Source organism: Neptuniibacter halophilus (assembly GCF_030295765.1).
Taxonomy (GTDB): Bacteria; Pseudomonadota; Gammaproteobacteria; order Pseudomonadales; family Balneatricaceae; genus Neptuniibacter; species Neptuniibacter halophilus.
In genome coordinates this window covers 3,352,481-3,364,904 of the sequence record NZ_AP027292.1, presented here as the reverse complement: position 1 = coordinate 3,364,904, position 12,424 = coordinate 3,352,481, and the positions used below count along the sequence as shown (strand labels likewise).

Annotated in this window: 11 protein-coding genes; 1 reads left to right on the top strand and 10 read right to left on the bottom strand. The window is 55.4% G+C overall.

The window, feature by feature from the left end; genetic code table 11:
* Positions 1-71 precede the first annotated feature (71 nt).
* A complete protein-coding gene (locus QUD59_RS15745; RefSeq protein WP_286238140.1) occupies positions 72-1,661 on the bottom strand; it encodes an MFS transporter in 1,590 nt (529 codons plus the stop codon).
* Positions 1,662-2,102: 441 nt separating this feature from the next.
* On the opposite strand from QUD59_RS15745, the gene QUD59_RS15740 reads away from it, so the two are divergent.
* Positions 2,103-3,674, top strand: coding sequence for a BCCT family transporter (locus QUD59_RS15740; RefSeq protein ID WP_286238139.1), 1,572 nt, complete (start codon positions 2,103-2,105; stop codon positions 3,672-3,674).
* A gap of 1 nt (position 3,675) precedes the next feature.
* Here QUD59_RS15740 and QUD59_RS15735 read toward each other — a convergent pair whose 3' ends face one another.
* The 9 genes from QUD59_RS15735 to QUD59_RS15695 form a co-directional block, all read right to left on the bottom strand.
* Positions 3,676-4,041, bottom strand: a complete 366-nt coding sequence (locus tag QUD59_RS15735; RefSeq protein WP_286238138.1) for a SpoIIAA family protein — start codon at positions 4,039-4,041, stop codon at positions 3,676-3,678.
* 18 nt (positions 4,042-4,059) lie between these two features.
* Positions 4,060-4,848 carry a substrate-binding periplasmic protein gene (locus QUD59_RS15730; RefSeq protein ID WP_286238137.1) on the bottom strand — a complete coding sequence of 263 codons (789 nt, stop codon included), beginning with the start codon at positions 4,846-4,848 and terminating at the stop codon, positions 4,060-4,062.
* A gap of 85 nt (positions 4,849-4,933) precedes the next feature.
* Positions 4,934-5,413: a cyclic nucleotide-binding domain-containing protein gene (locus tag QUD59_RS15725; protein ID WP_286238136.1), complete on the bottom strand. Its 480-nt coding sequence runs from the start codon at positions 5,411-5,413 to the stop codon at positions 4,934-4,936.
* 143 nt (positions 5,414-5,556) lie between these two features.
* Positions 5,557-6,390, bottom strand: a complete 834-nt coding sequence (gene eutC / locus QUD59_RS15720; RefSeq protein ID WP_286238135.1) for an ethanolamine ammonia-lyase subunit EutC — start codon at positions 6,388-6,390, stop codon at positions 5,557-5,559.
* Position 6,391: 1 nt separating this feature from the next.
* Positions 6,392-7,783, bottom strand: coding sequence for an ethanolamine ammonia-lyase subunit EutB (locus QUD59_RS15715; RefSeq protein WP_286238134.1), 1,392 nt, complete (start codon positions 7,781-7,783; stop codon positions 6,392-6,394).
* Positions 7,784-7,904: 121 nt separating this feature from the next.
* Positions 7,905-8,072 (bottom strand): hypothetical protein, encoded by a 168-nt coding sequence (locus QUD59_RS15710; protein ID WP_286238133.1) that lies wholly within the window; start codon positions 8,070-8,072, stop codon positions 7,905-7,907.
* A gap of 11 nt (positions 8,073-8,083) precedes the next feature.
* Positions 8,084-9,433, bottom strand: coding sequence for an ammonium transporter (locus tag QUD59_RS15705; protein ID WP_286238132.1), 1,350 nt, complete (start codon positions 9,431-9,433; stop codon positions 8,084-8,086).
* A 246-nt stretch (positions 9,434-9,679) separates the two neighbouring features.
* Complete coding sequence (locus QUD59_RS15700; protein WP_286238131.1) at positions 9,680-10,039, bottom strand: cupin domain-containing protein; 360 nt, start codon at positions 10,037-10,039, stop codon at positions 9,680-9,682.
* Positions 10,040-10,080: 41 nt separating this feature from the next.
* Positions 10,081-12,405, bottom strand: coding sequence for a DUF1989 domain-containing protein (locus QUD59_RS15695; protein ID WP_286238130.1), 2,325 nt, complete (start codon positions 12,403-12,405; stop codon positions 10,081-10,083).
* Positions 12,406-12,424: the final 19 nt, after the last annotated feature.

The window sequence follows — 12,424 nt, the reverse complement described above, 5'->3', positions numbered from 1 at the left end:
CCATCGTTTTATAATTTCAGTACAACCAGCCTTTGAATCATAAGCTTAGCTTAAATTCAGCAGCATTCAGGTTATTCATCCGGCTGTCGGGTCCGATCATCCAGCAAGCGGTTAGTGACCCGTCCCAGACGCGCAGGCTGCTCATCCAGCAACCAGTCGATCATGGGCTGCATCTGAGTCGGCAACTGCACCATCAACTGATAGAGAATCTCCTCTTCCAGCTCGGCACTGTCGATCTCAGCACTGATCGCTTTATACAGGCGAACAATATCTACCCCTTCCACCTGAGCCAGCGTGGCGCAGTAAGCCGGCAGATCTTCGATACTGGTGTCCGCCAGATCTTTCAGCATATTCATCGCGTGAGCCGGGTTATCTTCGGCCAGCTCAACCAGCGCGCTGGCTTCTTCGTCCTCTTCATTCAGCTCAACACTGGCCTGCGTACGCGGATCCAGTTCAACCGCCGAATCAACCACAATCGCCTGCTGCGGTACGTAAGGCTCCTGTTCGTCCACCGGCAGCGCCGAACGGGCCTGCATCCGGTAGATTACAAACAGCAGCAACAGTACCTGCGCCAGCAGGATAAAGTTAAACAGCGATTCGGTACCGAACACACCCATAAAATAGGAGGATGACAGCGGGCCGACAATATATCCCAGGGCATAGATGGTCAGCAGACCGCCCATGGCCGATGCGGCCTGAGAGCGCTGAATACGGTCAAACGTTTCAGATATACCCATTGGATACAGGCAACTGATAATCCCGGTAATAATCGCCACCCCGGCCATCATCGGATAGATCAGGCCACCCTCAGCCAGCATAGGGGTCAGCAGGGTGACACCGAAACAGACCAGCAACAGGTAGAGGAGAATGGTTCGACGGTCAAAACGGTCGGACAATAATCCGATTGGATATTGCAGAATAAACGCCCCCAGCATCGCGGAAGCCATGAATACCGACAGCGCCAGACCACTGATCTCATAGTGATCCGCGTAGACCGGCAGCATGTTGATCAAGGCGCCGTAGAGCACACCACAGAAGGCTGTACAGGCAACCCCCAGAGGCGAGGCCTGTATCAACTGGCGGTAACTCATCGAACTCATCTCGGCAATAACCGGACCGGTCCGTCGGCTCATCACCAGCGGTAACAGCGCCAGAGCCATCAGAATCCCGCCCAGCACAAACAGCGTCATCTCTTTGACCGGTGCCAGATTGAGCAGGAACTGACTGACAAAAAAACCAAGGGTGATGACCACCTGATTGGTCGCCAGTATCCGTCCCCGGTTGCTCTCGTCAGCAACATCACTCAGCCAGCCGTCAATAACCGCAAGGCTGCAGGCAATGCTCAACCCCATCAGCATACGCATGCCCCCCCAGACCCAGGGGTTCATGGTCAGGCTGCAGACCAAAACGGCTATGCCCGCAAGGGCTGCGGAGGCGGCAAATATCCTGATATGACCGACCCGCCCAATCAGCAAACGACTGTAGTTTCCGCCGATCAGCATACCTACGGCATACATCGCCAGGATCATACCCATGCTTTCGGTCGGAACACCCTCCGCAGTCATTCGTACGGGCATTAACAGGCCTGCCAGACCGAAGCCAAGCATCATCACGAAACAACTGATAAAAAGGGAAGACAAAGGAGCAACAACTGCGATCATTAAATCAAATCCATCTGTGTGTCCGACTGTCAGATCATACTGCCGGAGCGAAGAAAAGCCAAAGTCACAAAAACCGGATATCCGTTTATTTTCAGAATAAAAACCCGTTTTCAACCACTAAACATTAGTATTTATGCCGGAGTTAACGAATAAACATACCAATATGACTTCACACTACAATTCCCTGTCTGACGGGGGAAGCGCCAGCGATCTGTCACGCCGGTTGTCCGGGCTGTTACCAGCCTTTACGTTCAACTCGTCTGAAACAGCATAGCAGGGCCTTTGCAGTAATTTAAACCGCCTGACTGTTCCGTTTTACGACATTTATTGTTTCTTTTTTCGTTATCGGCGGCCGGACTGCTGCAGTAAGCGGTTATCTGTCCTATCATGGGCGGTTTTCGGCTGAAACAAGCTGGCAACAGGATTTAAAGCAGGAACCCCATGTCTTACTCCAGTAAGCAACAATCACGCAGAAAACTAGCCGACACCACCGACTACCAGATAGGTCAGGACAACGTTCAGCCTTTTGGTCTGGATATCCATAACGCGGTGTTCCCTGTTTCCGCCTGCTGCATCATTATCTTTGTTACCCTGACTCTGATATTTCAGGATCAGGCCGCGCCGTTTTTTCAATCCCTGCGCCCCTGGCTGACCACCCATCTGGACTGGCTGTTTGTCAGCAGCATGAACCTGTTTCTGCTGTTCTGTCTGTATCTGGCCTTCTCGCCACTGGGTCGAATCCGGATCGGCGGTAAAAAAGCCCGTCCGGACTACAGTTATCTGAGCTGGATGGCGATGCTGCTCTCCTGCGGCATCGGAATCGGCCTGATGTTTTTCGGCGTACTGGAACCGGTCAATCACAGCCTTCAGCCGCCGCTGGGGATCAGCCCGCAAAGCCCGGATGCTGCCAGCATTGGCATTGCTGCAACCCTCTACCACTGGGGCCTGCATGCCTGGGCGGTATACGCAATTATTGGCCTCGCTCTGGCTTACTTCTGCTATAACCATGAGCTGCCTATGACGCTGCGCTCGGCGTTCTTCCCGCTGCTGGGAGACCGGGTCTGGGGCACGCCCGGTGATCTGATAGACATCCTCGCGGTCTTTGCCACCATATTCGGGCTGGCCACCTCGCTGGGCTATGGCGCCGAACAGATCGCTGCCGGTCTGCAACAACTGTTTGCCCTGCCCGAATCTAATCTGCTCAAAGTCGGGCTGATTCTCGGCATCACCCTGATCGCGATCATCTCGGTGGTTGCCGGAATGGATGCGGGGATCAAGCGCCTCAGTCTGATCAATATCGCTCTGGCGCTGCTTCTGCTGTTGCTTGTGCTGTTTAATAATTCGCTGCCAGCGGTTGCAGAGCGTTATCTGGATGCCCTGCTCGACTATGGTCGCTATCTGATTCCACTGTCGAATCCGTTTGGCCGCGAAGACACCGATTATTTCCATGGCTGGACCACCTTCTACTGGGCCTGGTGGATCGCCTGGTCACCGTTTGTCGGCATGTTTATCGCCCGCATCAGCCGTGGCCGCACTATTCGTGAATTTGTCATCAGCGTACTGCTGATTCCAACCTTGTGCTGCCTGCTGTGGATGGTGGTGTTTGGCGGAACGGCACTGGAACAGATCAGCACCGGCTACAGCGACGTGGAAGAGATCGTCCTCAGCCAGTCCCCTGAGCAGGCGTTATTCCAGATGCTTGAGGCCCTGCCCTTCAGCACCTGGCTATCGGCCATGTCATTGCTGCTGATTCTGACCTTCTTTGTGACCTCATCTGACAGCGGTTCTCTGGTGATCGATACCATTACCGCCGGGGGCATCATCAACCCGCCAGTACCACAGCGGGTGTTCTGGTGTTCTTTTGAGGGTCTGGTGGCTATCGCATTACTACTTGGCGGCGGGCTGGCGGCATTGCAGGCAGCCACGGTTTCCAGCGGGCTGCCTTTCTGTCTGGTGATTCTGCTGATCTGTTTCAGTCTGCATAAGAGTCTGAGCGCAGAGCTGCGCCGCTGATTCAGTCGGGCCTGCCTGTCCAGGCCCGCGCCTGCTCCAGCTCCGGATAAGCAAAGGCTTTAATCTCCGCCGAGATAAAGTGTGCCGCGACATGCTCCGCCAGTGAAACCACCGAAGAATCAGTGACCAGCGCTACCCGGCGAATCAGGTGGTGGTGATCATTGACGAACCGGAGGTGTTCCAGCAAGGCGGAAAAGGAGTGCCATCCGGGAAAGCTTTCGGTGCGGATAATAATGCCCTTGAGCATACCGCTGGCTTCGATGATCGGATCGATACGTGCCGCCGCCTCTCTGAAATCCTGCTCTGTCAGCGGCCCTTCCGGCTGGAGAATAATGACACTGATATCTGATGCGTATTCAATCTTCATAATCGATACCCTCCTGCTTTATTGCATTCCGATCGGATCAGGCTGCTCGCTCAGCCGCCAATCCTGCAATCCATAACGTCCCATCACCCGGCCAATCAGGTCAGTCTGTTTAATCTGCTGCATCCGCTGATCAAATATCGTCATCATCCGGTTCACCCTCGGCTCCAGTCCGGCCGCCGGAGAGAACGCCATATAAACGTCTGCACTCGTAACGCAGCCTGCACTCTTTAACTGCCGGGCCGCGCCAATTTTATTCAGCTCAAACAGGGTACTGTTATAAGTAAAGAGAAAGGCATCAATCCGGCCTTTAAGCACCTTGCGTACCTGCTGGGCAATAAAGCGTTCGCTGTAGGGTTGATACTGGAACTGTTGCGGATTGCTCTGCACATAGGGGTTCAGCTCTTCAAGCGAGGTATCCCGGGCGAGCCCGAACTGCTTGCCCTCAAGATCCTGCGGTGTCTGATAATGCCAGTCATCGCTTCGGCTGACAAAAAAGCACATCCGCTGCACGCCGACCTCCTGTCGCGGAAAACGCAGATCCGGTGCTTCGGCTCTGGCCGGCGAAAGTACCGCATCCACCTTTCCCTGACGCACCATCGCCAGCGCCCTGCTCCAGGGGTAGACATCCAACTGCAAGCGGTACTCGGTAGGCCGGTAGACCTCCCGCACCAGATCAAGAATATAGCCTTCACGCTCCTGCTGAGGACAGAGCTGGGGACACCAGTCGATCACCGCTATTCTGATCACCGGACTGGCGGCCAGTAACGGAGCGGTGGTTAATAGCAAGAGGGCTAACAACAAACGCATTCTGAGCTCCTCCAGCCTGAATAATGCAGGCCGGGCCTATGCGGATTATAGACCAGTCGGCGGAGTGCCGGGGCTGCCAGCCCGGTTAGTCAACCACCCCATCTGGCGCCGGGAGCAGGCTGAATTTAATGTTCATTAACTGAAGCCGCTTGATCAGAATCGAGATAATTTTATCTTTGAGTTTTTCCCGGATCTCTATCGGCAGTTCCGCCATCATATCCTGATCCAGCACCAGCGCCGAACACTGACTGGCAGCCACCACCCCCGCAGTGCGGGGATCACCGGTGAGGTAGTTCACCTCACCAAAAACCTCACCCGGCACCAGTTGGGTGATAACCGCAGCCGGCGTGCCCTTAATCACGTTCACCCGGCCGCTGATCAGAACAAAGATACGGCCATCTTTCTCCCCCTCACGGGTCAGCAACTCTCCCTTCTGATAACTCTCGAAACACCAATCCAGATTCGAGAGAAAATACCGCTCCGTTGAATCCAGTGTGTCGAAAAAGGTGATTTTCTTAATCAGCTTAAGGGAATTGGCTTTGGACAGCCTGGTCAGTTCACTCATCTGGGGATGTTCCCGGTCAATGGTCTGTTCGCCCGAATCTGCGCTCGGGCTGAGATACAGTATAGGATCAGCCCGACAAGCTTACTCCGGGAAAGAAGAAAATTCACCCTGCTGAATGGCCTTTATGACCTTGCAGCGCAGACTCATCCATCGAGCAGAAAACAGGGCCTCTCAGTCTCTGACAGCGCCTCCACCGGCTCAGACTCATCTTTCAGCATGACCCCTGACTGGCGGATGCGGATCGACTGTCCGATCAGCCAGATCAGCTTGTCGGTCGCATCCTGAAATGACAGACCGGCCGGGCGAATATTAGAGATACAGTTACGGCTTGAATCCTGCAGCCCGACCCGCGGCTGGTAAGTGTAATAGATCCCCAGACTGTCCGGTGAACTGAGCCCCGGCCGTTCACCAATCATCAGAATCAGCAGTTCCACCCCCAGTAGCTGGCCAATCTCATCGCCGATCGCCACCCGGCCCTGATTCACCAGACACAAGGGCGCAATCCTGAAATCCCGCTCACTCAGTGCATCCACGATATGACGGGTCATACGGGCCGCATGGGCCTGAACCGCCGTCGATGAAAGGCCATCGGCAATCACAATCGCCGCGTTATAAACCGGCGCATCAGCGCTGTATAGTTGCTGCAGGCACTGCCGGGATTCAGCACTCAGTGCACGTCCAAGATCGGGTCGCTGCAGATAGGTTTGCCGGTTCACTGCCTGACTGTTAAGCAGCAACCGTTCCGTTTCAGCAGGCAGTTCCGCCTGCAGTCTGTTCAGATCAAGCGGTATATGCACCGCATCGCGGGCATTGGCATGATCCATCTGAAACGCCAGCATCTGCTGCGTCGTCAGGCTGGAGCCGGTTCGCCCCAGACCGATGCGGGCATCGGTAAAGCGACGCAGGCCAGACCAGCTATTTTCCGTGCCGGTACCGGCTTGTTGCCCGAATGGTTGCTGCAATGGTTTCTCCGCCATATCAACCTCCCAACCGGCTTTGAATATGCTGCAGGGCCGGCGGTAGCTGATCGCCTACCATCAACCTGCCCTGTTCGTTGAAGATCTGCATCTTTACCAGCCACTGCTCAAACTCAGGACTCGGCCGGAGCCCCAGCAGGTCACGCAGATACAGTGCATCATGGAAAGAGGTGGTCTGATAGTTGAGCATAATGTCATCGGAGCCCGGAATCCCCATAATAAAGTTGACTCCGGCGCTGCCCAATAGGGTCAGCAGGTTATCCATATCGTCCTGATCCGCTTCCGCATGGTTGGTGTAGCAGATATCACAACCCATCGGCAGGCCCAGCAGCTTGGCGCAGAAGTGATCTTCCAGACCCGCCCGGATAATCTGCTTACCGTTATAGAGATACTCCGGGCCGATAAACCCCACCACGGTATTCACCAGCAGCGGAGAAAATTCACGGGCAACCGCATAGGCACGGGCCTCGCAGGTCTGCTGATCGACCCCGAAGTGCGCACCAGATGACAGCGCACTGCCCTGCCCGGTTTCAAAATACATACAATCCTGACCACAGCTACCGCGATTCAGAGAACGCGCTGCACTGTGAGCTTCTTTCAGGATAGCCAGATCGACCCCGAAGCCTGCATTGGCCTGCTCGGTTCCGGCAATCGACTGGAAAACCAGATCAACCGGCGCCCCCCGATTAATCGCTTCAATATGGGTAGTCACGTGGGTCAGCACACAGGATTGAGTGGGAATTTCATAGCGCTGAATCACCTCATCCAGCATCTTCATCAGCGTGACTACAGCACTGATATTGTCACTGGCCGGATTAATCCCGATCACCGCATCACCACTACCGTAGAGCAACCCATCGAGCACACTGGCAGCGATGCCGGTCGGGTCATCTGTCGGGTGATTCGGCTGCAAACGTGTTGCCATGCGTCCGGGAAGACCCAGTGTGTTTCGAAATGCACTGGTGTTGCTGCATTTAGCGGCCACCTTAATCAGATCCTGCAAGCGCATGATTTTACTCACCGCCGCAGTCATCTCCGGTGTCAGGCCCGGTGCCAGCTTGCTCAGCGTCTGCGTATCGGCCTGCTCACTCAACAGCCAGTTGCGAAACTCACCTACGGTCAGTGAAGCTACCGGCGCAAACGCACCCGCATCATGGCGGTCGATAATCAGGCGGGTAACCTCATCGGATTCATAGGGAATCAGTGCTTCATTAAGAAACTGCTTCAGCGGCAGATCGGCGAGTACCATCTGCGCCGCCACCCGCTCCTGCGCCGTGTCCGCCGCCACCCCTGCCAGCCGATCACCGGAACGCTCCGGGCTGGCTTTGGCCATGACCGTTTTAAGATCGGCAAACTGCCAGCGATTCCCCCCGGCAATAATTGAATACGCCATAGACTTTCCTTAACAGAAAACGCCAGCAGAGAGGCCTGTGTTAAACCGAAGCAGCTGATCCGGTTGTTACACAACACCACCGTGCCGGCGTTGTTCAGAGTGAGCCACTCAGGGCCGTTATCTATTTATAGTCAATATAGGTGTCATTCTCATGCTTGATCGACGCGATCACCGTGCCGATGGTCACTGCAATCGACAGCGACAGAATCACCGTAATCGCCAGCGGGCTGTCCGCAAAGGTGAATACCGCTTCTGTCCCTTCCCAGGTTGTAATTGGACTTACATTCATCGTATTGCTCCTTATGCAGTCACTGCATTACCAGGTGTTGTTGAGTGATCCGCTGTTGCCGGAACCGATTCCGGGTAAGCGGCCAGAGGTACTTCAACCAGATCCAGACCCGCTTCTTCCGCTTTCGGCGGTACCCGCAGGAAGCCGGCTTTTGCCATCAGGAAGGAGAGTCCAAAGCCCGGAACAAAGCCCAGCAGTGCCATGACGACGGCACTCTTAAGCTGACCGAAGAAGCTGATCGCCGGCGCACCCTCGATCACATTCGGGAAACCACTGAATACGCCCAGACCGATAATACCGATCAGGCCGCCCACACCATGTACCGCAAAGGCGCCCACCGCATCGTCGATTTTGAATTTTTCAGTAATGAACTTGTCTGCCAGAGGTGCAACCACACCGCCGGTGATACCCATCAGGAACGCCAGTGGCGGGTAGTACAGATCAAGACCGGGAGCCGCAGAGAAGATACCGGCCAGTGCACCGGACATCATCCAGAATGGCTGACGGGTAATCACATAAGAACCGATAATACCGCCGGAGAATGCCATCAGGGTGTTAAAGCTGATGGAAGACAGGGTAGTCGGTGTACCGAAGATCGTGGTCCACTGTGCACCGGTGCTGTAGATGATACAGCCGCCGAGGAAACCGAAGAAACCAACAATAATCAGCATCAGGCCGATAATACTCATCGGTACACTGTGACCGGTAATCGGCTGCGGTGTGCCGTCCGGCGCAAAGCGACCGATACGTGCACCCAGGTTAATGGTTACACCCAGCGCGAAGAAGCCCGCGACCATATGCACTGCACCCGCTGCACCAAAGTCATGGAAGCCCCACTCTACGGTCAGCCAGCCCTGTGGATGCCAGCCCCAGGCGGCGCCCAGAATCCAGACCACCGAACCGAGAATAATCGCCAGAATAATAAAGGAGCTCATTCGGATACGCTCAATCACCGCACCGGAAAAGATCGATGCCGTGGTCGCGGCGAACAGTACAAACGCACCCCAGAAGATACCGCTGGCATTATCGGTCAGGTTCGGCCCCATTGCAGATGACCAGGGCAGGCCCGCTTCCGCTGCAGCAAAATCGGGTACAAAACCGTTGTACATTGCCAGGTAGATCCACCAGCCGAAAAAGAAGAAGGTGGGAATAATGAACGCGAACGCCAGAATATTTTTCACCCCGGATGCCAACGCGTTTTTCAGACGTGATGCCCCCATCTCGTAGGCCAGAAAGCCTGCGTGGATGATCACCATCAAACCGGTACACCACCAATAGAACACTTCCATATTGATAGTGCCGGACATCTCGATCAGAGTTTGCAACTCCGCGAGTTTCTCTGCTACTTGTGCCTGGTCCATAACGACCCCCTATTGTGATAAGAACTGTCTGTATTGACTGCAGGCGAAGCTTTCATACCCCTTAAAAACAACACCTACAGTAATAAAATTTTCTCTTCAGGAAATGCAATCATCGTACCTAAAAACAAATCCCTTTATATTTCAATCAACTAGAATCAAGACGGGTTTCCTGATGCTTAAACAAAGCACCAAAGTGGTTCCGCTTGCACTGCCCCGGCCCACTTTGATACGCCCCCTGTTTACTGATCAGGCTTCACCCTCTTTACGCTGACCGCAAAAGAAGCCAACGCCATAGGTGGGTGACTGAAAGGTGATCACGCTGCCCTTCGGGAAATAGAACACATCGCCCACCGTGGCATGGACCTCGTTGCCGGTCTGATCCTTAATGATCATCTCCCCTTCCACGATGATCTTCATTTCGTGGTAGGTGTACTCGTATACCAGCGGCTCATCGGATTTCTCCATCCGGTAAAAGCCTGCAACGATGGTTTTCTCCGCATCATCAGAGACCGCCACATCGCCGAGAAAAGCATTAATACCCGGCTGGCCCATGCTTGGCAGATCTGTTTTGATCGCCTGTTTGTAGTAAGTCATTGCAGAAGACATAGTTAAGTTCCTCGATTTATGAGAGTTAAATAAGGTGTATTTCAGGCGCGCACCCGGGTGCGCTCAGGATCATAAAAAGGCAGGCTCACCACCTCACCGGCCAGCCGTTTCTGCTGACCGTCCAGTTTGCCTACCTCAAGACAGGTGCCCTTTTCGGCAAATTCAGGTGCCACCCGGCACAGTGCTATCTGTTTGCCCATCAGGGGTGATGCGGTAGCACTGGTCACAACACCCACCGGATAGCGACCGTGAAACACCGGATCTCCGTGAGCCGCCGCCTCGTTCTTTTCAAGCACCAGCCCGACCAGCTTTTTCCGGCTCTCGGGTGCCTGACGCGCAATCGCCTCGCGGCCAATAAACGTTTCCTCTTTGGTTTTCAGTGGCACGGTAAAACCGATACCCGCTTCAAATGGATTGGTTTCAGGACAAAACTCATGCTCCGCAAAGATCAGCCCCGCTTCGATGCGCAGCATATCCAGCGCATCGAACCCCATCGGTGCGATGTCGTGAACCTGCCCTGCCTGCCAGATCTGCTCCCAGACTTCCGTCGCGTTGTCCGGATGACACCAGACCTCAAACCCCAGCTCGCCGGTATAGCCTGTGCGGGAAACCATCAGCGGAATCCCGTCCGGGCCGCCGAGCTTGCCGATCAGAAAATGGAACCAGGCCAGCGAATCCATATCCGGCTGCGACTCAGGTGTCCAGATCAGCTCCCGCAGCAGGTTGCGGCTCTGTGGCCCCTGTACCGCAAGGTTGTGGAGTTGATCGGTTGAATTACGGATACTCACGCGGAAGCATTTCTCCCCGGCCTGCTGACGCATCCAGTTGCCGGTGTAAGGGTCACCACAGACCCAGCGATAAGCCTGCTCGCCCATGCGGAACACGGTGCCATCGTCGATCATCCCTCCGGTCTCCAGACAGATCGCCGAATAGGCGATCTCTCCCACCGCCAGACGCCGCACGTTGCGGGTCAGGACATACTGCAGAAACGCTTCTGCATCGGGCCCCGTTACCTCAAATTTGCGCAACGGTGACAGGTCAATCATCGCCACCCGCTCGCGGCAGGCCAGATACTCTGCCTGCGCGCCCCAGCCCTCATATTCGGCTGCCACCCAGTAGCCCCGGTATTCAATCAATCGCTTGGTGAGTGCTGCAATTTTTGGATGGAAGCCGGAAGTTTTAGTCATGCGAGGTAGCTCCTCAGGTGTGATTCGGTGAGCGATAGCCCGGGGAAATTCCAGTTCAGAATCGTAGATGCGGACATGAATATCCGTGGGGTTCCAGCCGTTGGCCGGATCGATATCATCCGGGCAGGCAGAAGAGGCACAGATCAGATCCCGGTTCGCGCGCAGCAACACATAGTCGCCGGGACGTGACCAGGGCTCGTCCATATAGATGCTGCCGCAGGGCTCTACGCCGGTATTAAAAAAGAAATTGATCGCCGGCCAGGCAGCCCGTGGCTGGATGCCATAGCGGGTCAGCGCACGATTAAAATTGTCACTGCAACTGATATGGCCAAAGTAGCCGCTGTCCTCGTAGTATTTGGGCGAGCAGGCCATCAGAAAACTGTCGTGCCGGCCAACGGTGTCCTGCACCAGCTCCACCATCGGCTGCATATCAGCAGCCAGAAAGCGGGAGTGCAGCCCCGGCTGCGGGTTATCTAAACCCTGCACGGTGCGCGTCGCTGTGGCATCCAGCCCGACCTCAACCTGCTGTTCCAGCGCCGCCCGGTCAAACGCCAGAAAGTCAGAACACTGCTTGCCGGCCACATCGATAATCTGAATCCACTCGCCGGCTTTCACCTCATAGGTTCTCGCCGTTGCCCGGGGAATCCGCAACTCCTGCCTGACCTCAGCCAGCGGCGCCGGGAGCCGCTCTTGTGGTGCCAGCAGCCGTGTAATGCGCACCACCACCTCTGTGGCTGGCTGATGCTCATCGACTAACATATCGGGACCGGCTGCAGAGACAATCACAGTGACCGGCTCAGGAGCCTGCAGCGTGATCCGGGCTTCTCCCGGAATCCGCAGCGCATTGCGCAGATGTGCCGGGGTAACCCCTAAGGCATCCAGCCGCTGTTGCAGCAGCGCAGCAGACTGCCCTTCCCCCTGCAACTGATTGGTGATCTCCGCCGCTTCGACCGGAAAGAACCCATCCAGCAGATGCGGTGCAGGCCGGTTCTGAGCATCCATAATCAGCAACTCAGACACCTGTACGCCATCCGCCGCTTCCAGTTCCAGCCGGTCGCCGGCATCAAGTGCGAAGGACTCAATCTGCTGCCCCTCAACACGAAAACAGTGCGCGTCGCCCCCCGTCTTCATATTGAGATAGCAGCTCTCTGTCCGCTCCACATTCGTCTTTTTCAGCATCACTCACCCCGATGTCAGA